The following is a 22,426-nucleotide window of genomic DNA, read 5'->3' as shown; positions in this document are numbered from 1 at the left end:
CAATTGGCAATGCGCGGGCACGAGCGGCATCGTTGGCATTTCGTAAGAAAAATGCGGCGCGGCGGACGAATCGCCGGCCGTACGGCCTGACGCCCGCGTCGCTGAATCGGGCTGCTTCACGAAGCAGTGCGGCTCCGCCGCACGTCACGTACTGACCTGCAGCACCTCGTCGACCACCGCCACCTTTACCCCGCTCCCCGTCGACAGCGACGCCGTGCCCTGGTCGAACGGATGCACGGGCGTATCGGTCGGCGTCCACGCATGGCGCGCGAGCAACGCGCGATACCCGCCGCGGATCACGAAACCGCCGCATTTCTTCGCATACGCGTCGCGCCGCATCCGGTACGCACGCGGCAGGTCGTACCACGGCAGCTTCGGCAGGTCGTGATGAACGAGGTGGTAGTTGTTGTTCAGGTACAGCAGCCGCATCGCGAAGCCGGCTTCGTTGATCGTGATGCGCGCCTTCGGGTGCCGCGCGGCGCGGTGCTCGTACAGCGAGCGGATCATCGCGAGCGACAGCGCGGGCCACGTGACGGCCAGCAGGTAGTACCACCACGGCACGCCGATCTCGCGTTGCAGCCATGCGAGCAGCACGACCACGCAGGCGGCGTGCATGATCCACATCGGCAGATGGCGGAAGTCGCCGCGCCGGAACCTGGCGACCGCATCGGCGACCGTCGCGGTGATGGCGAGCGGCGGCCCTACGACGATTCGTCCGATGAAAGTCTTGCGCGCGACCGTCAGCGCGCGGCGCCAGCGCGGCAGCCGCGCCCAGCGTTCGCGCGTTACGTAGTTCGTTTCGGGATCGACGCCCGGCACGGTCAGGTCTTCGTCGCGGTGATGGTCGAGGTGCGTGTCGCGATACAGCGTGTACGGATACCAGACCGTCAGCGGCGGATAGCCGAGCAGCTTGTTCACGAACGCGGAACGCGTCGGATGGCCGTGCAGCAGTTCGTGCTGCAGCGACATGTGCCATGCGCCGAGCAGGATCAGCGGCGGCGTCGCGGCCGCGAGCGACAGGTGCCCGTCGCGCACGAGCAGCAGCACGGCCAGCCAGCCGCCGTAGATGACGGCGACCAGCAGCCAGGTCGGCCACTCGGTGCGGGCGGTGAAGCGGGCGCCGAGCGCGGCAATCGCGCGCGCGTGATCGACGTCGAAGTATTCGGCCATGGCGTTGAGGCGGATGGATCGGGCAGTGCGGGGAACGAGCGATGGAACCGGTGCGCTCGGCCCGGTGCGCAGGTGTCTCGCGGATCACGGTCGGCCTGTCCGGCATTGCGCAAGGTGGCAGCGCCGGCAGGCCTTCGAACGGTACCGGGGCAGCGCTGCCGCGCCAACCAATCGATTCGCATTTGCTTATCGTGACGAGGCCGATAAGCATCGGGGCCGCCGCCGGTGCGTAGAATGCCCGCATGAACCCATGGATCGCAGTACTGCCGATGTACAACGTGACGCCGCGCCACGCCGCCCTGTGGCGCGCGTTGTTGCGCGATGCGCTCGATGCGTTCGCGAAGGCGGGCGGCCCTGCCGGCGTAGCGCTGCCCGATGCGCCGTTCGACGACCTGCATGCGCTGTGGCGGCGCGACGATCTGCTGCTGTCGCAGACCTGCGGCTACCCGTACCGGATGCTCGGGTTGCGCGGCGTCGTGCGTTTGATCGCGACGCCCGCTTTCGACGCGGACGGCTGCGACGGGGCGCGTTATAGCAGCGTGCTGGTCGTGTCGGCGCGCGTGCACGCGGGTGGCACGACGACGCTCGCCGCCTGTCGCGGGCTGCGCGCCGCACTCAACGGCGACGATTCACACAGCGGGATGAACGCATTCAGGCACGCGGTCGCGCCGCATGCGCATGACGGGCATTTCTTCGGGGCGGTCACGCCGGTTGGCTCGCACGTGAACGTGCTGCGTGCGCTGGCGTCGGGCGATGCCGATTGCGGGGCGATTGACTGCGTGACGTTTGCTTATATCCGCGACGCGTTGCCCGATCTGCTGAAGGACATCCGGGTCATCGGTACGACGGCTTCCGCGCCGGGATTGCCGTTCATCGCGTCGCGCGCGCTGCCGGAAACACAGGTCGGCGCGTTGCAGGACGCACTCGATCGTGCGGCGGCCGCCGACGCGCAACGGGCGCGCGTGCTGCGGCTGAAGGGCTTCGAACGGCTGCTGCCGGCCGACTACGACGCGATTGCACGGTTCGCGCAGGACGCGGCCGCGCACGGTTATCCCGAACTGGCCTGAGCGCCGCGAGCATGTCGTGAAGCGCTAGAACGGCAGCGTGCCGGGCGGCGCGTTGCGCACCACCGCAAGCGTCGTGCCGATATGGTCCTCGAGCGCGAGCGCGGCGCGCGCATCGGCGCGCCGCATCGCGGCGTCGAACAGGCACGCATGTTCCGCATGCACGTCGCGCTTCGAATCGCCGAGCCCAATGCACACGCGCCGGTACCGTTCGTTTTGCTGCGAGAGCATCCGCAGGATCAGGTAGGTCCACGGCGTCGCGGCGGCCGAGATCAGCGCTTCGTGAAAGCGTCGGTTGCAGGCTTCCCACGCGGTCCGGTGCGCGATCGACACCGGTTGTTCCCACGCCGACAGCATCTCGAAGCTCTGGCGCACGCGCTGTTCCCATGCGTCGTCGCCGCGTCGCACGGATTCGCGCAATGCATCGACCTCGATGTGGATGCGCAGCCGTGTGATCGCTTCGAGATCGTCGACCGACATCGGCGTCACGCGAAAGCCGCGCTGCCCTTCGGCGACGACCAGCGCATCGCTGACGAGCCGCGTGAGCGCTTCGCGCAGCGTGCCGGCGCCGACGCCGTACACGTTCTTCAGATGCTCGACGCGCAGCTTCGCGCCCGGCGGGTAGTGGCCTTCGACGATGTGCTGGCGCAGCTGATGGTATGCATGCTCGCTGAGCGTGCGGGCATGCGGCTCGGCGGTATCGTCGGTCGCCGACGCGTCGTCGGGCAGCGTGTCGGTGAACGGGGGCGCGGGCAGGATGGTGTTCATGTCAGGCGTCCTCCTGATCGTGTTTGCGATTGAGGCGGTAGCTGAGCTGCGCGCGTGTCACGCCGAGCAGGCGTGCGGCGGCCGACAGGTTGCCGTTCGCGCGGTCGACGGCTTCATGCAGCAGCGCACGCTCGAGGCCGTCGAGCCCGCCGCCGCCCTGCAACTGGTCGAGCAGCGTCGCGCAGTCGATCGACAGCGCGGCCGCCGGGCGAATCTGCCCCGCACGGTCGACCGTCGCGCCGCCGGGCAGCCCGACGCCGGGGAACAGGTCCTTCGCGTCGACCGGCCGGTTCGGGCGCGACAGGATCACCGCGCGCTCGATCAGGTTCTCGAGCTCGCGCACGTTGCCGGGCCACCGGTAGCCGCGCAGCGTGTCGTACGCATAGTCGGTCAGCGTGGGCGCCGGCTTGCCGTGCAGCGACGCGAAGCGTTCGAGCATCGCGTCGGCGAGCAGCGCGATGTCGTCCTGCCGGTCGCGCAGCGGCGGGATCAGCACCGGGTAGACGTTGATCCGGTAATAGAGGTCCGCGCGAAAGGTGCCGTCGCGCACGGCCTGTTCGAGGTCGCGGTTGGTCGCCGCGACGACGCGCACGTCGATCTTCCTGCCTTCCGTCGCGCCGAGCCGCTCGACTTCGCCCTCCTGAAGCACGCGCAGCAGCTTGGCCTGCACGTCGAGCGGCAGTTCGCCGATCTCGTCGAGGAACAGCGTGCCGCCGTTCGCGCGCTCGAAGCGCCCGGCGCGCGTGGCCTGCGAGCCCGTGAACGCGCCCTTCTCCGCGCCGAACAGTTCCGATTCGATCAGTGCGTGCGGAATCGCCGCGCAGTTGATCGCGACGAACGGCTTCGCGGCGCGCGGGCTGAGGCTGTGCAGCGCGCGGGCGAACCGTTCCTTGCCGACGCCCGTCTCGCCGGTGAGCAGCACGGCGACCTTGGTCGGCGCGGCCGTTTCGAGCAGCGCGTATGCGGCGCGAAACGCATCGGAGCGCCCGACGAGCTTCGTCCGGCTGTCGTCGGGCGCGATTTCGAGGCGCAGCGATTCGACCTCGGTCTGCAGGTCGCGGATCGTATTGATCAGCGAATCGGCCTTGAACCACGACGAGATTTCCTCTGCATCGGGCCATTCGTCGGCCGGCTTGCCGACGATCGTGCAGTGCGGATCGTGCATGCCGACACAGGACGTTTCCTTGAACAGGATGGTCCGGCCGATGAACGCGCTCGTATAGCCGGTCGCATAGCCGATCAGCATCCAGCACACGGGCTCGGGCTGCGGGCCGAACGTGCGGCGGTGCACGTCGGCTTCCCAGGAATGCTCCCACCGGTACTCGCAATAGAACGCACCGGTCGCGGGGTCCGCTTCGAAACGCAGCGGCGTGACCTGCACCGCGCCTTCGAGCATGTGCAACTGCGGGCCGACATGAAACATGTCGAACAGCGATGCGCCGCTGCGGATCTCGCGCGCGAGCGCGGCGTCCCGTTCGCCGGCGGCAAAGCCGACGCGCGTGAAGAATCGCCGCGTCTGCGCCGGGCCGACGCTTTCCATCAGTTCCTGGCGCAGCGTCGCCAGCGCGCCGGCATGGAGCAGCACCATCCGCTGTCCGGCGAGCCAGATGCGGCCGTCGCTCGCCGAAAAATGGATCAGCTTGCGCAGGTCGGTGTCTGGCGGCAAGGGGGGCAGGCTGGGCCGCGTCATGTCTCCTCCGTCGAGATTTCTCGTGATTTTCGAAATTTCCGCAAGCCGCGCCCCGAGACACGTGACAGGTTGATCATTTGGTCAAATGCGCGAAACCGGATTGATCAAATGATGAAGGAGTCCGTCTGATCAAGGGTTCGGCGCGATAGTCCGGGCGCGGATCGCGTTCTGGTTAACCGCCATTGTGGATCTCGAATTCAAACTTTACGTCAGGGCTTTCCCTGAATTATCGAGATTTTTTGCCAGGCCGGCCGAGTGTGGCACGGATGCTGCATTGAAGGACGGCATGGAGGCGACACCGAACATGAATCCACCCGACACCGATCTTTCTCCGCTCGACCCGGGCCGCAAGTGCGTCCGCGTGACCGGCACGAACTCACGCGGCTTCGTCGAATTCGAGCTGTCGATCGGCGGCGCGCCGGAGCTGTGCGTCGAGCTGACGTTGCCTCCTGCCGCCTTCGACGCGTTCTGCCGCGAACAGCAGGTCACGCGGCTGGACGTCGAAGCGAACCCATGACCTTGAGGAGCAAGAAGTGACCATCGAGCTGAAGACAGTCGACATCAAGCCGCTCCGGCACACCTTTGCGCACGTCGCGCAGCACATCGGCGGCGACAGGACGGCGACGCGCTACCAGGAAGGCATGATGGGCGCGCAGCCCCAGGCGAACTTCCATTACCGGCCGACGTGGGACCCCGATCACGAGATCTTCGACGCGTCGCGCTCGGCGATCCGGATGGCGGACTGGTATGCGCTGAAGGACCCGCGCCAGTTCTACTACGCGTCGTGGGCAACCGCGCGGGCGCGCCAGCAGGACACGATGGAAGCGAACTTCGAGTTCGTCGAATCGCGCCGGATGATCGGCCTGATGCGCGACGACGTCGCTGCGCACGCGCTCGACGTGCTGGTGCCGCTGCGCCACGCGGCGTGGGGCGCGAACATGAACAACGCGCAGGTCTGCGCGCTCGGCTACGGCACGGCGTTCACCGCCCCCGCGATGTTCCATGCGATGGACAACCTCGGCGTCGCGCAGTACCTCACGCGTCTCGCGCTTGCGATGGCCGAGCCCGACACGCTCGATACGGCCAAGGCGGCATGGCTGACCGGCGCCGCGTGGCAGCCGCTGCGCCGCTACGTCGAGGACACGCTGGTCGTCGCCGATCCGGTCGAGCTGTTCGTCGCGCAGAACCTCGCGCTCGACGGGCTGCTTTATCCGCTCGTATACGACCGCTTCGTCGATGAACGGATCGCGCTCGCGGGCGGCTCGGCCGTCGCGATGCTGACCGCGTTCATGCCCGAATGGCACACGGAATCGAACCGCTGGATCGACGCGGTCGTGAAAACGATGGCGGCCGAATCGGACGACAACCGCGCACTGCTTGCCCGCTGGACGCGCGACTGGTCCGCACGGGCCGATGCGGCGCTCGCGCCGGTGGCGGCGCTGGCGTTGCGGGACGACGGTCGTGCGTCGCTCGACGAAGTGCGCGAGCTGTTCCATGCGCGCATCGCGAAGCTCGGCATCGCGTTCTGACGACGGGCGTCAATCACTCAAACAGGGAAACCAGCATGTCCAACGTATTCATCGCCTTCCAGGCCAATGAGGAATCCAGACCGATCGTCGAGGCGATCGTCGCGGACAACCCGCTCGCGACGGTGGTCGAGTCGCCCGGCATGGTCAAGATCGATTCGCCAGACCGGCTGACGATCCGCCGCGAAACGATCGAGGAACTGACCGGCACGCGCTTCGACCTGCAGCAGCTGCAGGTGAGCCTGATCACGCTGTCGGGCCACATCGACGAGGACGACGACCAGTTCACGCTGAGCTGGTCGCACTGAACGCCGCGCACCGCGCACCGACAACACCGGAGACACGAATGGATACGCCTACGCTCAAGAAAAAGCTCGGCCTGAAGGACCGCTACGCGGCGATGACGCGCGGCCTCGGCTGGGAAACGACCTACCAGCCGATGGACAAGGTATTCCCGTACGACCGCTACGAGGGCATCAAGATCCACGACTGGGACAAGTGGGTCGACCCGTTCCGCCTGACGATGGACGCGTACTGGAAATACCAGGGCGAGAAGGAAAAGAAACTGTACGCGGTGATCGACGCGTTCACGCAGAACAACGCGTTCCTCGGCGTGACGGACGCGCGCTACATCAATGCGCTGAAGCTGTTCATCCAGGGCGTGACGCCGCTCGAATACCTCGCGCACCGCGGCTTCGCGCACGTCGGCCGGCATTTCACCGGCGAGGGCGCGCGCATCGCGTGCCAGATGCAGTCGATCGACGAGCTGCGGCACTACCAGACCGAAACGCACGCGATGTCGACGTACAACAGGTTCTTCAACGGGTTCCATCACTCGAACCACTGGTTCGATCGCGTCTGGTACCTGTCGGTGCCGAAGTCGTTCTTCGAGGATGCGTATTCGTCGGGGCCGTTCGAATTCCTGACCGCCGTGAGCTTCTCGTTCGAATACGTGCTGACGAACCTGCTGTTCGTGCCGTTCATGTCGGGCGCCGCGTACAACGGCGACATGTCGACCGTCACGTTCGGCTTCTCCGCGCAATCGGACGAATCGCGTCACATGACGCTCGGCATCGAGTGCATCAAGTTCCTGCTCGAACAGGACCCCGACAACGTGCCGATCGTGCAGCGCTGGATCGACAAGTGGTTCTGGCGCGGCTACCGGCTGCTGACGCTCGTCGCGATGATGATGGACTACATGCAGCCGAAGCGCGTGATGAGCTGGCGCGAATCGTGGGAGATGTACGCGGAGCAGAACGGCGGCGCGCTGTTCAAGGATCTCGCGCGCTACGGCATTCGCGAGCCGAAGGGCTGGCAGGACGCATGCGAAGGCAAGGACCACATTAGCCACCAGGCGTGGTCGACGTTCTACGGCTTCAACGCGGCGTCCGCATTCCATACGTGGGTGCCGGGCGAGGACGAGATGGCGTGGCTGTCCGCGAAGTATCCGGATTCGTTCGACCGCTACTACCGCCCGCGCTTCGATTACTGGGGCGAGCAGGCGAAGGCCGGCAACCGCTTCTACATGAAGACGCTGCCGATGCTGTGCCAGACCTGCCAGATCCCGATGCTGTTCACCGAGCCCGGCAACGCACGCAAGATCGGCGCGCGCGAATCGAATTACCTCGGCAACAAGTTCCATTTCTGCAGCGATCACTGCAAGGAAATCTTCGATCACGAGCCGCAGAAGTACGTGCAGGCGTGGCTGCCGGTGCACCAGATCCATCAGGGCAACTGCTTCCCGCCCGATGCGGACCCGACGGCGGAAGGCTTCGATCCGCTTGCCGCGGTGCTCGACTACTACGCGGTGCAGATGGGCCGCGACAACCTCGATTTCGAAGGCTCGGAAGACCAGAAGAACTTCGCGGCCTGGCGCGGCCAGGTCACGAGCAACTGATCAATACGCAACCTTGAACGAGACCGGCGCACGCGCGAAGGCGCGAACGCCGGCCGACAGGAGACAAACATGGCCGTCATCGCGCTCAAACCCTACGACTTCCCGGTGAAGGACGCGGTCGGGAAGTTCCCGGCGCCGCTGCTCTACGTGTGCTGGGAAGACCACCTGATGTTCCCGGCGCCGTTCTGCCTGCCGCTGCCGCCCGACCTGCCGTTCGGCGCGCTCGCGCGCGACGTGCTGCCGCCCGTCTACGGCTACCACCCGGATTTCGCGAAGATCGACTGGGATCGCGTCGAGTGGTTCCGCTCCGGTGAGCCGTGGACGCCGGATCCCGCGCAGAGCCTCGCCGGCAACGGCCTCGGGCACAAGGACCTGATCAGCTTCCGCACGCCGGGCCTCGACGGCCTCGGCGGCGCGAGCTTCTGACCGCCACGCGGACGAGCGAACCATCATGAGCCACCAACTTACCATCGAGCCGCTGGGCGTCACGATTGAGGTCGAGGAAGGACAGACGATGCTCGATGCCGCGCTGCGCCAGGGCATCTACATTCCGCACGCGTGCTGTCACGGCCTGTGCGGCACCTGCAAGGTCGCCGTACTCGACGGCGAGACCGATCTTGGCGACGCGAACCCGTTCGCGCTGATGGATTTCGAGCGCGAGGAAGGCAAGGCGCTCGCATGCTGCGCGACGCTGCAGGCCGACACCGTGATCGAGGCCGACGTCGACGAGGAGCCCGACGCGGAGATCATCCCGGTCAAGGACTTCGCGGCCGATGTCACGCGCATCGAGCAGCTCACGCCGACCATCAAGTCGATCCGCCTGAAGCTGTCGCAGCCGATCCATTTCCAGGCCGGCCAGTACGTGCAGCTCGAAATCCCCGGGCTCGGGCAGAGCCGCGCGTTCTCGATCGCGAACGCACCGGCCGATGTGGCCGCTACCAACGAGATCGAGCTGAACGTGCGTCAGGTGCCGGGCGGCCTGGGCACCGGTTACCTGCACGAGCAGCTGGCGACCGGCGACCGCGTGCGGCTGTCGGGCCCGTACGGCCGTTTCTTCGTGCGCCGCTCGGCCGCGCTGCCGATGATCTTCATGGCCGGCGGCTCCGGGCTGTCGAGCCCGCGCTCGATGATCGCCGACCTGCTCGCGAGCGGCGTTACCGCGCCGATCACGCTGATCTACGGCCAGCGCAACGCGAAGGAGCTTTATTACCACGACGAATTCCGCGCGCTGGCCGAACGCCACCCGAATTTCACGTACGTGCCGGCGCTGTCGGAAGGCGCACCGGACGCGGGTGACGGCGTCGCGAACGGCTTCGTGCACGACGTCGCGAAGGCGCATTTCGACGGCGACTTCTCCGGCCATCAAGCCTACCTGTGCGGACCGCCCGCGATGATCGACGCGTGCATCACCGCGCTGATGCAGGGGCGCCTGTTCGAGCGCGACATCTATCACGAGAAGTTCATTTCGGCGGCCGACGCGCAACAGACGCGCAGCCCGCTGTTCCGGCGGGTGTGACGTGGACGCGGGCCGCGTGTGCGCGACGGTGACGATCGCGCAGACCGACGAGCGCTACGCATGCGGCGCGGGCGAATCGCTGCTGGCCGGCATGGCGAAGCTCGGCCGGCGCGGCATCCCGGTCGGCTGCCTGAACGGCGGGTGCGGCGTGTGCAAGGTGCGCGTGCTGCGCGGCGCGGTGCGCAAGCTCGGGCCGGTCAGCCGCGCGCACGTGAGCGCCGAGGAGGAGGAGGACGGTTATGCGCTCGCGTGCCGCGTGACGGCCGACGGCGACGTCGAACTGGAAGTGGCCGGCCGGCTGAAGAAGCCGTTTTTCTGCGGATCGGCCTGTGCCGGGACGCCGGAACTCAACAAGTAACCAAGGAGGAGACTCACCATGAGTGTGATGCGTATTGGTCATGTCAATCTGAAGGTGATGGACATGGAAGCGGCGCTGCGTCATTACATACGCGTGCTCGGCATGCAGGAGACGATGCGCGACGCGGCCGGCAACGTCTACCTGAAATGCTGGGACGAATGGGACCGCTATTCGCTGATCCTGTCGCCGTCCGACCAGGCCGGGCTCAAGCATGCGGCCTACAAGGTCGAGCGCGATGCCGACCTGGACACGCTGCGGCAGCGGATCGACGCGTACGGGATCAAGACCGAGATGCTGCCGGAAGGCGCGTTGCCGGCCGTAGGCCGCCAGCTGCGGTTCCTGCTGCCGAGCGGGCATGAATTGCGCCTGTTCGCGCAGAAGGAGCAGGTCGGCACGGCCGTCGGTTCGCTGAATCCCGATCCTTGGCCCGACGACATTCCGGGCTCGGCCGTGCACTGGCTCGACCATTGCCTGCTGATGTGCGAGCTGAATCCCGAGACCGGCGTGAACCGTGTCGAGGAGAACACGCGCTTCATGGCCGAGTGCCTCGACTTCCATCTGGCCGAGCAGGTGATGGTCGGCCCGGGCAACACGATTCGCGCCGCGACGTGGATGTTCCGCAGCTCGACGCCGCACGACATCGCGTTCGTCGGCGGCCCGCGCAACGGCCTGCATCACATCGCGTTCTTCCTCGACGACTGGGCCGACGTGCTGAAGTCGGCCGACGTGATGGCGAAGAACAAGGTGAAGATCGACGTCGCGCCCACGCGGCACGGCATCACGCGCGGCACAACCATCTACTTCTTCGATCCGAGCGGCAACCGCAACGAAACCTTCGCGGGGCTCGGCTATCTCGCGCAACCCGATCGCCCGGTCACGACATGGACCGAGGACGAACTCGGGCGCGGGATCTTCTTCCACTCCGGCGAGCTGAACGAAGCGTTCACGACCGTCTACACCTGACCCGCGAAGGAGCACAGCGTCATGGCACGGAATGATTCGACCCGCAGCGTCGCGTTGCGCACGATCGACTGGCCGGCCGCCGCGCGCGCCGCGCACGCGGCGGCAGAAGCGGCCGAACGGCTCGGCGTGCGCGTGAACGTCGCGGTGGTCGATGCGGCGGGGCTGCTCGCGGCCTTCGTGCGGATGCCCGGCGCGCCGCTGCATTCGATCGACATCGCGATCGACAAGGCGTACACGGCCGCGAGTTTCGGCGTGCCGACCGGCGGCTGGCACGACGCGCTGGCCACGCATTCGGACGCGGTGCGGCAGGGGCTCGTCTTGCGCGCACGCTTCGTCGCGTTCGGCGGCGGCTTGCCGATCGACGACGACGGCGTGCGGATCGGCGGCATCGGCGTGTCGGGCGGCAGCGAGGCGCAGGACGAGCAGTGCGCGCACGCGGGCCTCGCTGCCGCCGGCTTCCGCGCGCGATGACGCACGGCACGCGAACGCGCAGAACGAACCCACCGGATCACGGATTCAAGACACTCGACAGACACATCATGTACGACACCGAACCCATCGCCGCGACGCGCGGCCCCGCCGGCGGGCAGCCGGACGTGCGGCTCGTCCGCAATTTCATCGACGGCAGCTATCGCGCCGGAGAACGCTGGTTCGACAAGCGCTCGCCGCTCGACAACGCGGTGATCGCACGCGTGGCCGAAGCGAGCCGCGCCGACGTCGACGCGGCCGTGCATGCGGCGCGCGTGGCGCTGTCGGGGCCGTGGGGCGGCTTCACGGTCGCACAGCGTGTCGAGATCCTGTACGCGGTAGCCGATGGCATCACGCGCCGCTTCGACGATTTTCTCGAGGCCGAAGTGGCCGACACCGGCAAGCCGGTGAGCCTCGCGAGCCATATCGACATCCCGCGCGGCGCCGCGAACTTCAAGGTGTTCGCCGACATCGTGAAGAACGTGCCGGGCGAAACCTTCGAAATGGCGACGCCGGACGGCGCGGGCGCGCTCAACTACGCGATTCGCCGCCCGGTCGGCGTGGTCGGCGTGATCTGCCCGTGGAACCTGCCGTTGCTGCTGATGACGTGGAAGGTCGGGCCGGCACTCGCGTGCGGCAACACCGTGGTCGTGAAGCCGTCGGAGGAAACGCCGCAGACGGCCGCGCTGCTCGGCGAAGTGATGAACGCGGCGGGCGTGCCGCGCGGCGTCTACAACGTCGTGCACGGCTTCGGGCCCGATTCAGCCGGCGAATTCCTGACGACCCATCCCGGCGTGAACGCGATCACGTTCACCGGCGAGACGCGCACCGGTGCGGCGATCATGAAGGCGGCCGCCGACGGCGCGCGGCCAGTCAGCCTCGAGATGGGCGGCAAGAACGCGGCGATCGTGTTCGCCGATTGCGACTTCGACGCGGCCGTCGAGGGCACGTTGCGCTCGTGCTTCGCGAATGCCGGGCAGGTGTGCCTCGGCACGGAGCGCGTGTACGTCGAGCGCCCGCTGTTCGAGCGTTTCGTCGCCGCGCTGAAGGCAGGCGCCGAGGCGCTGCGGCCGGGCCGCCCGGAAGCGGACACGACCGGCATCGGCCCGCTGATCAGCCAGGAACACCGCGACAAGGTGCTGTCGTATTACCGCAAGGCGACCGAACTCGGCGCGACGGTCGTGACGGGCGGCGGCGTGCCCGACCTGCCGGACGACCTGCGCGGCGGCGCGTGGGTACAGCCGACGATCTGGACCGGCCTCGGCGACGATTCGCCGATCGCACGCGAGGAAATCTTCGGCCCGTGCACGCTCGTGATGCCGTTCGACTCTGAAGCCGAGGTGATCGGCCGAGCGAATGCGAACGTGTACGGGCTGTCGACCGCGATCTGGACGACCAGCCTGGCCCGCGCGCATCGCGTCGCCGCGTCGATCGACGTCGGCATTGCGTGGGTCAACTCGTGGTTCCTGCGCGACCTGCGCACCGCATTCGGCGGTGCGAAGCAATCGGGCATCGGCCGCGAAGGCGGCGTGCATTCGCTCGAGTTCTACACGGAACTCCGCAACGTCTGCATCAAGCTTTGATCCCCCCGTTACCGACCGGAAAACGCTTATGGACTCCACATTGATTACCACGCTGGGCGACCGGCTGTACGACGCGATGACGTCGCGCATGCCCGTCGCGCCGCTGACGTCGCAGCACGAGGACCTGTCGATCGACGACGCGTACCGGATCCAGCAGCGCTTCGTGCAGCGCCGCCTGGACGCCGGCGAGACCGTCGTCGGCAAGAAGATCGGCGTCACGTCGAAAGCCGTGATGGACATGCTCGGCGTGTACCAGCCCGATTTCGGCTACCTGCTGTCGGGCATGGTGGTCGGCGAGGGCGAATGCATCGCACTCGACACGCTGATTCAGCCGAAGGCCGAAGGCGAGATCGCGTTCGTGCTGAAGCGCGACCTGCTCGGCCCCGGCGTGACGAACGCGATGGTGCTGGCCGCGACCGAATGCGTGATGCCGTGCTTCGAGATCGTCGATTCGCGCATTCGCGACTGGAAGATCCGCATCGGCGACACGGTGGCCGACAACGCGTCGTGCGGCGTGTTCGTGCTCGGCGACCAGGCAGTGAGCACGCGCCGCGTCGATCTCTCGACCTGCGGGATGGTGCTCGAGAAGAACGGCGACGTGATCGGCACCGGCGCCGGCGCGGCCGCGCTCGGCTCGCCGGTGAACGCCGTCGCGTGGCTCGCCAATACGCTCGGCCGCCTCGGCATTCCGCTGAAGACCGGCGAGGTGATCCTGTCCGGCGCGCTTGCCGCGATGGCGCCGGCCGGGCCCGGCGACAACTTCCGCGTGTCGATCGGCGGGATCGGCGCGTGTTCGGTGCGGTTCGCGTGAGCGGCGCCGTTTCCATTCAATCGCAAACGAGGACATCCCCATGACCCGAAAGATCCGTTGCGCGCTGATCGGCCCCGGCAACATCGGCACCGACCTGCTCGCCAAACTCATGCGCAGCCCCGTGCTCGAACCCGTCTGGATGGTCGGCATCGATCCCGATTCAGACGGCCTGAAGCGGGCGCGCGAACTCGGGCTGAAGACGACCGCGGAAGGCGTCGACGGCCTGCTGCCGCACGTGCAGGCCGACGGCGTGCAGATCGCGTTCGACGCGACGAGCGCATACGTCCACGCGGAGAACAGCCGCAAGCTCAACGCGCTCGGCGTGCTGATGATCGACCTGACGCCGGCCGCGATCGGCCCGTACTGCGTGCCGCCCGTGAACCTGAAGGATCACATCGGCTCCGGCGAGATGAACGTCAACATGGTCACCTGCGGCGGCCAGGCGACGATCCCGATGGTGCGCGCGGTGTCCCGCGTGCAGCCGGTCGCGTACGGCGAGATCGTCGCGACCGTGTCGTCGCGCTCGGTCGGCCCCGGCACGCGCAAGAACATCGACGAATTCACGCGCACGACGGCGGCGGCGGTCGCGCAGGTCGGCGGCGCGCAGGCCGGCAAGGCGATCATCGTGATCAACCCGGCCGATCCGCCGCTGATCATGCGCGACACCGTGCATTGCCTGACGGAAAGCGCGCCCGACGAAGCGCGCATCGTCGAATCGGTGCACGCGATGATCGCCGACGTGCAGCGCTACGTGCCGGGCTACCGGATCGTCAACGGGCCGGTGTTCGACGGCAACCGCGTGTCGATCTACCTCGAGGTCGAAGGCCTCGGCGACTACCTGCCGAAATACGCGGGCAACCTCGACATCATGACGGCCGCCGCCGCGCGCACCGCCGAGATGTTCGCCGAGGAACTGCTGGCCGGCCGCCTCGCGCTCCAGCCGGTTGCGCAGGCAGCCTGACGCGCGCTTCTCCCATGACCGGACGAACAAGGAAACGGCAATGAATCTCAAAGGCAAGCGAATCACCATCCACGACATGACGCTGCGTGACGGCATGCACCCGAAGCGTCACCGGATGACGCTCGACCAGATGCGCGCGGTCGCGACCGGGCTCGATGCGGCCGGCGTGCCGCTGATCGAAGTCACGCACGGCGACGGGCTCGGCGGCTCGTCGGTCAATTACGGCTTTCCCGCGCACACCGATGCCGAATACCTCGGCGCGGTGATCCCGCTGCTGAAGCGCGCGAAGGTGTCGGCGCTGCTGCTGCCGGGCATCGGCACCGTCGATCACCTGAAGGAGGCGCATGCGCTCGGCGTGCAGACGATCCGCGTCGCGACGCACTGCACCGAGGCCGATGTGTCCGAGCAGCACATCGCGATGGCGCGCAAGCTCGGCATGGATACCGTCGGCTTCCTGATGATGAGTCACATGAACAGCCCGGAAGGGCTCGTGAAGCAGGCGAAGCTGATGGAGTCGTACGGCGCGAACTGCATCTACATCACCGATTCGGCCGGCTACATGCTGCCCGACGACGTGAAGGCGCGCCTCGCCGCGGTGCGCGACGCGCTGCAGCCGGATACCGAACTCGGCTTTCATGGCCACCACAACCTCGCGATGGGCGTCGCGAACTCGATCGCGGCGATCGAGGCCGGCGCTAACCGGATCGACGGCGCGGCGGCCGGCCTCGGCGCCGGCGCCGGCAACACGCCGCTCGAAGTGTTCGTCGCCGTGTGCGAGCGGATGGGCATCGAGACCGGCGTCGACGTGTGGAAGATCCAGGACGTCGCCGAGGATCTCGTCGTGCCGATGATGGATTTCCCGATCCGCGTCGATCGCGATGCACTGACGCTCGGTTATGCGGGCGTGTACGGGTCGTTCCTGCTGTTCGCGAAGCGTGCGGGCGACAAGTACGGGATCCCGGCGCGCGACATCCTCGTCGAGCTGGGCCGGCGCGGGATGGTCGGCGGCCAGGAAGACATGATCGAAGACACGGCATTGACGCTCGCGAAGGCGCGCGCGGCGCAAGCGAAGCGGGAGGCTGCATGAACCTGACCAACGAGACCGTCGAATCGCTTGCCGCGCATCTCGACGACTGCATGCGCGAAGCGCGCGACACGCCGAAGATCACCGACCGGCATCCGGAAATGGACTGGGACGACGCATACGCGGTCCAGGACGCGATCCGACGCCGGCAGCTCGCACGCGGCGCACGGATCGTCGGCTACAAGGCCGGCCTGACCTCGCACGCGAAGATGCGCCAGATGGGCGTCGATACGCCCGTGTTCGGCTTCCTCACCGATCTCTACGACCTGCCCGACGGCGGCGAGTGCGACACGTCCGCGCTGATTCACCCGAAGGTGGAGCCCGAGATCGCGTTCGTGACGAAGGCCGAGCTGAAAGGCCCCGGTTGTCATATCGGTGCGGTGCTCGCCGCGACGGATTTCGTCATCGCCGGCATCGAGGTGATCGACAGCCGTTACCGCGACTTCAAGTTCGACCTGAAGAGCGTGGTGGCCGACAACACGTCGGCCGCGCGCTTCGTGGCGGGTGGGCGCCCGTTGCCGGTGGACGGCGTCGATCTGCGCACGCTCGGCGTCGTGCTCGAGAAGAACGGGCTGCCGGTCGCGTTCGGTGCGGGCGCGGCCGTGCTCGGGCATCCGGCCGCCGCGATCGCGATGCTCGCGAACCATCTCGGCGCGCGCGGCGAATCGATTCCGGCGGGCAGCCTGATCCTGTCGGGCGGCATCACCGAGGCGGTGGCCGTCGCGGCCGGCGACAGCGTGACGCTGCGCGTGCAGGACATCGGGTCGGTCGGCCTGCGTTTCGTCTGACGGGGAGGCCGATCGTGCCGGTTGCTCATCTGTACATCCTGGAAGGCCGCAGCGACGACAAGAAGGAACGCCTGATCGCCGAGGTCACCGAAGCCATCCATCGCTCGCTCGACGCACCGGTCGAATCGGTGCGCGTGATCATCACCGAGATGCCGAAGGCGCATTTCGGGATCGGCGGGCAGAGCGCGAAGCAGCGCGGGCGCTGATGCGCCGCGTCTACATGAATCGACTGAGGGAGCGTCATGTCATCCAATCCTGAAATCGGCCGCCGGATCGTCGCCGGCGGCATCGACACGAATTATCACGACGTCGGCGACGGCCCGCCCGTGCTTCTGATCCACGGCTCGGGGCCCGGTGTCACGGCCTATGCGAACTGGCGGCTCACGATGCCGGCGCTTGCGCGGCAGTTCCGCGTGATCGCGCCGGACATGGCCGGCTTCGGCGAAACCGAACGCCCGGCCGGATACCGTTATTCGATGGCGCACTGGGTCGATCACGCGTTGGGCTTGCTCGATGCGCTCGACGTCGAGCGCGCGCACGTGGTCGGCAATTCGTTCGGCGGCGCGCTCGCGCTGGCACTCGCGATCCGCGCGCCGGAGCGGGTCGGCAAGCTTGTGCTGATGGGCGCCGCCGGCACGCGCTTCACGCTGACCGAAGGGCTCGACGCGGTGTGGGGTTACACGCCGTCGATCGCGAACATGCGCGCGCTGCTGGACATCTTCGCGTTCGATCGCACGCTCGTGAACGACGAGCTCGCGAAGCTGCGCTACGACGCGAGCGTGCGGCCCGGCTACCAGGAAGCGTTCGCGAACATGTTTCCCGCGCCGCGCCAGCGCTGGGTCGATGCGCTCGCGAGCGACGAGACGCAGTTGCGTGCGCTGACGCATGACACGCTGATCGTGCACGGCCGCGAGGACTGCGTGATTCCGCTCGAGAGTTCGCTGAAGCTGATGGAATGGCTGCCGAACGCGCAGCTGCACGTGTTCGGCCGCTGCGGGCACTGGACGCAGATCGAGCATGCCGCGCGCTTCAACCGGCTCGTGATCGACCACTTCAACGAGTAACGCATCGGCAGGGTAGGCAGTGCAGGACGACCACAATAAATCAAATCAGTAGAACGAAGATTGGAGACATCGATGAAACGAAAGGCTGCATTCGGACTGATCTCGCTCGCGGCTTGCGCGGGCATGGCGCTGAGCACGGGCGCACGCGCGACGGAGGGCGGCGGCGACACGATCGGCGAGGGCGCGGAAGCGTTCTTCGCCGGCGCGCTGCCGCCGGCCGGGCTGTACGCGTTGCTGTACTACACGCACTACCATGCATCGCGCTTCAACGATTCGCACGGCAACGGCTCGGTGCCGGGCTTCAAGCTCGATGCGGACGTGCTGATTCCGCGCGTGGTCTGGATGTCGAACCTGTCGGTGCTCGGCGGGCGCTACGGCGCGTATGCGGTACTGCCGATGCAGCATCTTGCGCTCGATGCGGGCGGCGCGTCGTTCGACCGCACCAACCTCGGCGACCTGATCGTCAGTCCCGCGCTGATCGCATGGGGCTCGGGCGCGTTGCGCACCGTCGCGGCGGTCGAGTTCGTGTTCCCGACCGGGCAGTACGACGCGCAATCCGCGCTGAACACGGGCAAGAACTACTACACCGCGCGGCCGGTATTCGGCGTGTCGTGGCTGCCGAACGACAAGGTCGAGGTATCCGCGAAGATCACGTACAGCTTCAACTCGCCGAACAACGACACGCATTACCACTCGGGGAACCTGTTTCACGTCGACTATTCGGCGAGCTATGCAGTGACACCGAAGGTGCGGGTCGGGCTGTCGGGCTACTTCGTCAAGCAGACCACCGACGACATGCAGAACGGCCAGCCGGTCGCGGGCGACGGGTTTCGCGGGCAGGCGTTCGCGATCGGGCCGGGGGTTCGCTATCAGTTCAGCAAGATCAGCGTGGAAGCGCGCATCGTGAAGGAGTTTTTCGTCCGCAACCGGCCGGCCGGCGAGGCCGTGTGGGCGAAGGCCGTCATTCCGTTCTGACCTGACGGCGTGGGCCGGCCATCGGTTGCACGCGTGATGCCGCCATCGCCGCGCGTCACGCGCCGCTTCATCGCGCGTTACCGCGCGAGCGCGGCGAGACGCGGGAACAGCGGCAGCGCGTTCGCACGGTTGAGCGCGGCATGCCGGTCGGCGCTCAGCGCCGCATACGCATCCTGCGCATGGGTGAACGACGTGCTGACCGACGGCGGCGCGTACGGGAAGTCGCTGCCGTACAGCACGCGATCGGGTTGCGCGAACGCGGTGAGGCTCGGCAGCGCTGACGGCGACGACAACGCGGTATCGAAGTAGAACGAGCGCAGCAGGTCGAGCAGCCCGTCGCGATCCGGCACGTCGTTGCGCACGCCCGGCGCGAGTTCGGCGAAGCGGTACGCGGTGTACGGCAGGAAGCCGCCGGCATGCGACAGGATGATGCGCACGTTCGGGTGGCGCGTGATCACGCCGTTGAGGACGAGCTGCAGCGCGGTGCGCGTCGTGTCGAACGGGTAGTCGAGCAGCGGGCCGGGCATGCCGGGCAGCACGTCGATCGCGGGCTTGGCCGGGTGGATGAACACCACCGCGTGGCGACGGTCGAGCGCGGCCCACACGGGTTCGAATGCCGCATCGCCGAGATAGGTGCCGCCGTAGTTGCTGAGCAGCACGACGCCGTCGGCCTTCAGCGTGTCGAAAGCGTGGTCGATTTCGGCGAGCGTGCCGTCGACGTCGGGCAGCGGCAGCGTCGCGAAGTTTCCGAAGCGGGTCGGCCATTTCGCGACGAGGCCGGCGACGTACTCGTTCACCTGGCGAGCCATGTCGCACTTCGCCTGGCCGTTCCAGCCCTGTACGCCCGGCGCGGTCAACGACAGCACGCCGGTCTGGATCTCCAGCGAATCCATGAATGCGATGGCGCTTTCCGGGCTCCACGTCGGGCTGCCCCAGCCGGACGGGTCGCCGCCGTGAGCGGGCAGGGCGGCGGCCCAGAACGGCGGGACGACATGCTGGTGAACATCGATGCGGTTGCGGTCGGACATGATGCGGCTCCTGTGAAGGTGCGCTGCGGTGCAGCGCCTGACCGTCAGGATGCGCGCGCTTGATTTTTCAATCCAATAGATTAAATTTCGATATTGATCGTTTTGAGTGATTAATCTGCCCCATGGATCTTCGTCATTTGCGCTACTTTCTCGCGGTTGCCGAGGAAGGGCATTTCGGTCGCGCGGCGGAGCGGCTGCATATCGTGCAGCCCGCGTTGAGCCAGCAGATCCGCGCGCTCGAGGAGGAACTGGGCACGCCGCTGTTCGAGCGCAGCACGCGCAAGGTCGCGCTGACGGATGCCGGCCGGCTGCTGGTGATCGAGGCGCAGCGCACGCTCGAGCAGGCCGAGCGCGCGAAGACGCTGGTCCAGCGCGCGGCGCGCGGCGAGACGGGCATCGTGCGGATCGGTTTCGTCGGGAATGCGGTCGCGACGGGGCGGCTGTCCCACGATCTGACCGAGTTTCATGCGACCTGGCCGGGTGTGGTGCTCGACCTGCACGAAATGGCGCCGGCCGCGCAGCAGGATGCGATTCTCGCGGGCCGGCTCGACATCGGCTATTGCCCTGCGTTCGGCGTGGCCTTCGACGCAAAACTGGCCGTGCGGACGGTCGGCAGCTGGTCGTGGGAAGTCGTGATGAGCGATCGGCATCCGTTCGCGAAGCGGCGCTCGGTGAGCGTTGCCGCGCTCGCGGACGAACCGTTCATCCTGTATGCGGCCGACGGCGACGACGAAGGGCAACTGGCGATCCTGCGCCAGGTGCTCGGGCGCGAGCCGCGCATCGCGCACCAGGTGAGCAGCACGCTGTCGGTGCTGGCGCTGACGGGGGCCGGCCTGGGCGTGTCGATCGTGCCGGCGCCGCTCAGCCGGATCGCGGCGCCGAACGTCGTGTACCGGAAGCTTGCCGGCGATACACCGCGGTCGGAGCTCGTCGCGCTCAGCCGGCTCGGCGCGGAATGGGGGGCGGTACAGCAGTACCTGACGATGCTGGGCGAGCGCGCCGCGCAGGGGTAGCGGCGCGCGCGGGGCTTACTCCTCGTCCATCAAGCGGACCTTGACCCGCTTGCCCTTGATCTTCCCCGCATTGAGCTTGCGCAGCGCGTCGCGCGCGACGCCGCGCTCGATCGCGACATAGGTCGAGAACTCGGTCACGTTGATCTTGCCGATCTGCTTGCCGTCGAACCCGGCGTCGCCGGTCAGCGCGCCGAGCACGTCGCCCGGGCGGATCTTGTCCTTGCGTCCGCCGAGGATCTGCAGCGTTTCCATCGGCGGCGTCAGCACGCCGTCGTCGGCCGGTTTCAGTTCCGCGAGCGGATGCCATTCGACGTCACGCTTCTGCGCCTGCTCGATCGCACCGACGCGGCCCATCTCGTCCATGCTCGCGAGGCTCAGCGCCCAACCGTCCTGATCCGCGCGGCCCGTCCGGCCGATACGGTGCACGTGCACTTCGGGATCGGGCGTCACGTCGACGTTGATCACGGCTTCGAGCTGCGCGATGTCGAGCCCGCGCGCGGCGACGTCGGTTGCCACCAGCACCGAGCAGCTGCGGTTCGCGAACTGGATCAGCACCTGGTCGCGCTCGCGCTGGTCGAGCTCGCCGTGCAGCGCGAGCGCGTGGAAGCCCTGCGCGTGCAGCACGTCGAGCAGGTCGCGGCACTGCTGCTTCGTGTTGCAGAACGCGATCGTGCTCACCGGCCGGTAATGGTTCAGCAACTGGCCGACCGCATGCAGACGCTCGTTCTCCGTCACTTCATAGAAACGCTGGCGGATCTTGCTGTTGTCGTGACGCTCCTCGAGCTTCACTTCCTTCGGATTGCGCAGGAACTGTTGGCTCAGCTTGACGATGCCGTCCGGATAGGTCGCGGAGAACAGCAGCGTCTGGCGCGTGGTCGGGCACATCCGCGCGACCTTTGCGATGTCGTCGAAGAAGCCCATGTCGAGCATCCGGTCGGCTTCGTCGAGCACCAGCGTGTTCAGCGCGTCGAGCTTCAAGTTGCCGCGATCGAGGTGATCCATGATGCGGCCCGGCGTGCCGACGACGATGTGCGCGCCGTGCTCGAGGCTCTGCGCCTGCGGGCGCATCGGCGTGCCGCCGCAGAGCGTCAGCACCTTCACGTTCTCCTCGGCGCGCGCGAGGCGGCGCACTTCCTGCGCGACCTGGTCGGCGAGTTCGCGCGTCGGGCACAGGATCATCGCCTGCACGTCGAAGCGGCGCGCGTCGAGGCGGGCCAGCAGCGCGAGCGAGAACGCGGCGGTCTTGCCGCTGCCTGTCTTCGCCTGCGCGATCAGGTCCTGGCCGGCCAGCGCGACCGGCAGGCTCGCGGCCTGGATCGGCGTCATGTCGACATAACCGAGCTGGGCGAGGTTGGCGAGCGTGGCCGGCGTCAGCGGCAGCGCGCTGAAGGGCGTGGCGGTCGGCTGGGTCATTGGAGGTCTCCGAGGTAAGGCTTGCCTTCCATCTGTTCGTAGACGACGTTGCCTTCATCGTCCTCGAAGCGCTCGAGGTAGTTGCGGGCGCCGCACAGCGGGCAGCGGAACAGCAGCCCCTGGCCTTCGTCCTTGATGACGACGTCGGACTGTTCCCACTGCGTGCCGCAGCTCTGGTTTCGGCAGGTAAACACGGATTTTTCTCCAGCTGAATTCGGTTGATGGCGCGCCCGGCGGGCGCGGCAACGAGGTGCGGCGCTCGCGCGGCTCGGGCGCGGGCCGCACC

Annotated in this window: 25 protein-coding genes; 19 read left to right on the top strand and 6 right to left on the bottom strand. The window is 67.4% G+C overall.

Features of this window, described 5'->3' with window-relative positions:
- Positions 1-144: 144 nt before the first annotated feature.
- A complete protein-coding gene (locus ABY44_RS23800; protein WP_060174125.1) occupies positions 145-1,170 on the bottom strand; it encodes a fatty acid desaturase in 1,026 nt (341 codons plus the stop codon).
- A gap of 242 nt (positions 1,171-1,412) precedes the next feature.
- Between ABY44_RS23800 and ABY44_RS23795 the strand changes: the two genes are divergently transcribed.
- Positions 1,413-2,237 (top strand): phosphate/phosphite/phosphonate ABC transporter substrate-binding protein, encoded by an 825-nt coding sequence (locus tag ABY44_RS23795; protein ID WP_060174126.1) that lies wholly within the window; start codon positions 1,413-1,415, stop codon positions 2,235-2,237.
- A gap of 24 nt (positions 2,238-2,261) precedes the next feature.
- Here ABY44_RS23795 and ABY44_RS23790 read toward each other — a convergent pair whose 3' ends face one another.
- Together ABY44_RS23790 and ABY44_RS23785 are read right to left on the bottom strand one after the other, a co-directional pair.
- Complete coding sequence (locus tag ABY44_RS23790) at positions 2,262-3,002, bottom strand: GntR family transcriptional regulator (RefSeq protein WP_060174127.1); 741 nt, start codon at positions 3,000-3,002, stop codon at positions 2,262-2,264.
- A gap of 1 nt (position 3,003) precedes the next feature.
- Positions 3,004-4,692, bottom strand: a complete 1,689-nt coding sequence (locus ABY44_RS23785; protein WP_060174128.1) for a sigma-54-dependent Fis family transcriptional regulator — start codon at positions 4,690-4,692, stop codon at positions 3,004-3,006.
- A 184-nt stretch (positions 4,693-4,876) separates the two neighbouring features.
- Here ABY44_RS23785 and ABY44_RS23780 point away from each other — a divergent pair, with 184 nt between their 5' ends.
- The 17 genes from ABY44_RS23780 to ABY44_RS23700 all read left to right on the top strand — a co-directional run bounded on the left by ABY44_RS23780 (position 4,877) and on the right by ABY44_RS23700 (position 18,686).
- A complete protein-coding gene (locus ABY44_RS23780) occupies positions 4,877-5,209 on the top strand; it encodes a phenol hydroxylase subunit (protein WP_230948924.1) in 333 nt (110 codons plus the stop codon).
- A gap of 16 nt (positions 5,210-5,225) precedes the next feature.
- Complete coding sequence (locus ABY44_RS23775; RefSeq protein ID WP_060174129.1) at positions 5,226-6,221, top strand: phenol hydroxylase; 996 nt, start codon at positions 5,226-5,228, stop codon at positions 6,219-6,221.
- Between the two features lie 35 nt (positions 6,222-6,256).
- Positions 6,257-6,526, top strand: a complete 270-nt coding sequence (locus tag ABY44_RS23770) for an MmoB/DmpM family protein (protein WP_060174130.1) — start codon at positions 6,257-6,259, stop codon at positions 6,524-6,526.
- A gap of 38 nt (positions 6,527-6,564) precedes the next feature.
- The gene (locus tag ABY44_RS23765; protein WP_060174131.1) at positions 6,565-8,115 is read left to right on the top strand and encodes an aromatic/alkene/methane monooxygenase hydroxylase/oxygenase subunit alpha; all 1,551 of its coding nucleotides are present in this window, start codon (positions 6,565-6,567) and stop codon (positions 8,113-8,115) included.
- Between the two features lie 69 nt (positions 8,116-8,184).
- Positions 8,185-8,541, top strand: coding sequence for a phenol hydroxylase subunit P4 (locus ABY44_RS23760; RefSeq protein ID WP_059684926.1), 357 nt, complete (start codon positions 8,185-8,187; stop codon positions 8,539-8,541).
- Positions 8,542-8,566: 25 nt separating this feature from the next.
- Positions 8,567-9,631, top strand: a complete 1,065-nt coding sequence (locus ABY44_RS23755; protein ID WP_060174132.1) for an NADH:ubiquinone reductase (Na(+)-transporting) subunit F — start codon at positions 8,567-8,569, stop codon at positions 9,629-9,631.
- A 1-nt stretch (position 9,632) separates the two neighbouring features.
- Positions 9,633-9,989 (top strand): 2Fe-2S iron-sulfur cluster-binding protein, encoded by a 357-nt coding sequence (locus tag ABY44_RS23750; RefSeq protein ID WP_059695190.1) that lies wholly within the window; start codon positions 9,633-9,635, stop codon positions 9,987-9,989.
- 18 nt (positions 9,990-10,007) lie between these two features.
- On the top strand, positions 10,008-10,952 hold the full coding sequence (locus ABY44_RS23745; RefSeq protein ID WP_059695191.1) for a catechol 2,3-dioxygenase: 945 nt from the start codon (positions 10,008-10,010) through the stop codon (positions 10,950-10,952).
- Between the two features lie 21 nt (positions 10,953-10,973).
- Positions 10,974-11,423 carry a GlcG/HbpS family heme-binding protein gene (locus ABY44_RS23740; protein WP_059695194.1) on the top strand — a complete coding sequence of 150 codons (450 nt, stop codon included), beginning with the start codon at positions 10,974-10,976 and terminating at the stop codon, positions 11,421-11,423.
- A gap of 68 nt (positions 11,424-11,491) precedes the next feature.
- A complete protein-coding gene (locus tag ABY44_RS23735) occupies positions 11,492-13,003 on the top strand; it encodes a 2-hydroxymuconic semialdehyde dehydrogenase (protein ID WP_196488106.1) in 1,512 nt (503 codons plus the stop codon).
- A gap of 28 nt (positions 13,004-13,031) precedes the next feature.
- Positions 13,032-13,814 carry a 2-oxopent-4-enoate hydratase gene (dmpE, locus tag ABY44_RS23730; protein WP_059695195.1) on the top strand — a complete coding sequence of 261 codons (783 nt, stop codon included), beginning with the start codon at positions 13,032-13,034 and terminating at the stop codon, positions 13,812-13,814.
- A gap of 40 nt (positions 13,815-13,854) precedes the next feature.
- Complete coding sequence (locus ABY44_RS23725; protein WP_059684935.1) at positions 13,855-14,775, top strand: acetaldehyde dehydrogenase (acetylating); 921 nt, start codon at positions 13,855-13,857, stop codon at positions 14,773-14,775.
- A gap of 40 nt (positions 14,776-14,815) precedes the next feature.
- Positions 14,816-15,862: a 4-hydroxy-2-oxovalerate aldolase gene (gene dmpG / locus ABY44_RS23720; RefSeq protein WP_060174133.1), complete on the top strand. Its 1,047-nt coding sequence runs from the start codon at positions 14,816-14,818 to the stop codon at positions 15,860-15,862.
- Positions 15,859-16,647, top strand: coding sequence for a 2-oxo-3-hexenedioate decarboxylase (gene dmpH, locus ABY44_RS23715; RefSeq protein ID WP_226181478.1), 789 nt, complete (start codon positions 15,859-15,861; stop codon positions 16,645-16,647). Before dmpG ends, dmpH begins: the two co-directional genes overlap by 4 nt.
- 14 nt (positions 16,648-16,661) lie before the next feature.
- Positions 16,662-16,853 (top strand): 2-hydroxymuconate tautomerase, encoded by a 192-nt coding sequence (locus ABY44_RS23710; RefSeq protein WP_059684940.1) that lies wholly within the window; start codon positions 16,662-16,664, stop codon positions 16,851-16,853.
- Between the two features lie 36 nt (positions 16,854-16,889).
- Positions 16,890-17,711, top strand: a complete 822-nt coding sequence (locus ABY44_RS23705; RefSeq protein WP_060174135.1) for an alpha/beta fold hydrolase — start codon at positions 16,890-16,892, stop codon at positions 17,709-17,711.
- Between the two features lie 72 nt (positions 17,712-17,783).
- Positions 17,784-18,686, top strand: coding sequence for a SphA family protein (locus ABY44_RS23700; protein WP_059684943.1), 903 nt, complete (start codon positions 17,784-17,786; stop codon positions 18,684-18,686).
- 77 nt (positions 18,687-18,763) lie between these two features.
- Here the strand turns inward: ABY44_RS23700 and hndA are convergent, their stop codons facing one another.
- Positions 18,764-19,714 (bottom strand): 2-hydroxy-1-naphthoic acid nonoxidative decarboxylase, encoded by a 951-nt coding sequence (gene hndA, locus ABY44_RS23695; protein ID WP_060174136.1) that lies wholly within the window; start codon positions 19,712-19,714, stop codon positions 18,764-18,766.
- Positions 19,715-19,836: 122 nt separating this feature from the next.
- Here hndA and ABY44_RS23690 point away from each other — a divergent pair, with 122 nt between their 5' ends.
- On the top strand, positions 19,837-20,727 hold the full coding sequence (locus ABY44_RS23690; protein ID WP_059684946.1) for a LysR substrate-binding domain-containing protein: 891 nt from the start codon (positions 19,837-19,839) through the stop codon (positions 20,725-20,727).
- Positions 20,728-20,742: 15 nt separating this feature from the next.
- Here ABY44_RS23690 and dbpA read toward each other — a convergent pair whose 3' ends face one another.
- The gene (dbpA, locus tag ABY44_RS23685) at positions 20,743-22,140 is read right to left on the bottom strand and encodes an ATP-dependent RNA helicase DbpA (protein WP_027790019.1); all 1,398 of its coding nucleotides are present in this window, start codon (positions 22,138-22,140) and stop codon (positions 20,743-20,745) included.
- Positions 22,137-22,334 carry a hypothetical protein gene (locus ABY44_RS23680; protein ID WP_027790018.1) on the bottom strand — a complete coding sequence of 66 codons (198 nt, stop codon included), beginning with the start codon at positions 22,332-22,334 and terminating at the stop codon, positions 22,137-22,139. Before ABY44_RS23680 ends, dbpA begins: the two co-directional genes overlap by 4 nt.
- Positions 22,335-22,426 lie beyond the last annotated feature (92 nt).

Source organism: Burkholderia sp. ZZQ-2, assembly GCF_050768715.1.
Lineage (GTDB): Bacteria > Pseudomonadota > Gammaproteobacteria > Burkholderiales > Burkholderiaceae > Burkholderia > Burkholderia cepacia.
The sequence above is the reverse complement of the archived record's forward strand: the minus strand, read 5'-3'. Positions and strand labels throughout refer to the sequence as shown.

Excerpts from the sequence above, each read along its gene's own strand:
- ABY44_RS23790 (WP_060174127.1), bottom strand. The coding sequence starts at position 3,002 with ATGAACACCATCCTGCCCGCGCCCCCGTTCACCGACACGCTGCCCGAC.
- dbpA (WP_027790019.1), bottom strand. The coding sequence starts at position 22,140 with ATGACCCAGCCGACCGCCACGCCCTTCAGCGCGCTGCCGCTGACGCCG.
- dmpG (WP_060174133.1), top strand. The coding sequence starts at position 14,816 with ATGAATCTCAAAGGCAAGCGAATCACCATCCACGACATGACGCTGCGT.
- ABY44_RS23725 (WP_059684935.1), top strand. The coding sequence starts at position 13,855 with ATGACCCGAAAGATCCGTTGCGCGCTGATCGGCCCCGGCAACATCGGC.
- dmpH (WP_226181478.1), top strand. The coding sequence starts at position 15,859 with ATGAACCTGACCAACGAGACCGTCGAATCGCTTGCCGCGCATCTCGAC.
- ABY44_RS23795 (WP_060174126.1), top strand. The coding sequence starts at position 1,413 with ATGAACCCATGGATCGCAGTACTGCCGATGTACAACGTGACGCCGCGC.
- ABY44_RS23785 (WP_060174128.1), bottom strand. The coding sequence starts at position 4,692 with ATGACGCGGCCCAGCCTGCCCCCCTTGCCGCCAGACACCGACCTGCGC.
- dmpE (WP_059695195.1), top strand. The coding sequence starts at position 13,032 with ATGGACTCCACATTGATTACCACGCTGGGCGACCGGCTGTACGACGCG.
- ABY44_RS23700 (WP_059684943.1), top strand. The coding sequence starts at position 17,784 with ATGAAACGAAAGGCTGCATTCGGACTGATCTCGCTCGCGGCTTGCGCG.
- hndA (WP_060174136.1), bottom strand. The coding sequence starts at position 19,714 with ATGTCCGACCGCAACCGCATCGATGTTCACCAGCATGTCGTCCCGCCG.
- ABY44_RS23745 (WP_059695191.1), top strand. The coding sequence starts at position 10,008 with ATGAGTGTGATGCGTATTGGTCATGTCAATCTGAAGGTGATGGACATG.
- ABY44_RS23735 (WP_196488106.1), top strand. The coding sequence starts at position 11,492 with ATGTACGACACCGAACCCATCGCCGCGACGCGCGGCCCCGCCGGCGGG.
- ABY44_RS23800 (WP_060174125.1), bottom strand. The coding sequence starts at position 1,170 with ATGGCCGAATACTTCGACGTCGATCACGCGCGCGCGATTGCCGCGCTC.
- ABY44_RS23770 (WP_060174130.1), top strand. The coding sequence starts at position 6,257 with ATGTCCAACGTATTCATCGCCTTCCAGGCCAATGAGGAATCCAGACCG.
- ABY44_RS23690 (WP_059684946.1), top strand. The coding sequence starts at position 19,837 with ATGGATCTTCGTCATTTGCGCTACTTTCTCGCGGTTGCCGAGGAAGGG.
- ABY44_RS23760 (WP_059684926.1), top strand. The coding sequence starts at position 8,185 with ATGGCCGTCATCGCGCTCAAACCCTACGACTTCCCGGTGAAGGACGCG.
- ABY44_RS23740 (WP_059695194.1), top strand. The coding sequence starts at position 10,974 with ATGGCACGGAATGATTCGACCCGCAGCGTCGCGTTGCGCACGATCGAC.
- ABY44_RS23755 (WP_060174132.1), top strand. The coding sequence starts at position 8,567 with ATGAGCCACCAACTTACCATCGAGCCGCTGGGCGTCACGATTGAGGTC.
- ABY44_RS23765 (WP_060174131.1), top strand. The coding sequence starts at position 6,565 with ATGGATACGCCTACGCTCAAGAAAAAGCTCGGCCTGAAGGACCGCTAC.
- ABY44_RS23705 (WP_060174135.1), top strand. The coding sequence starts at position 16,890 with ATGTCATCCAATCCTGAAATCGGCCGCCGGATCGTCGCCGGCGGCATC.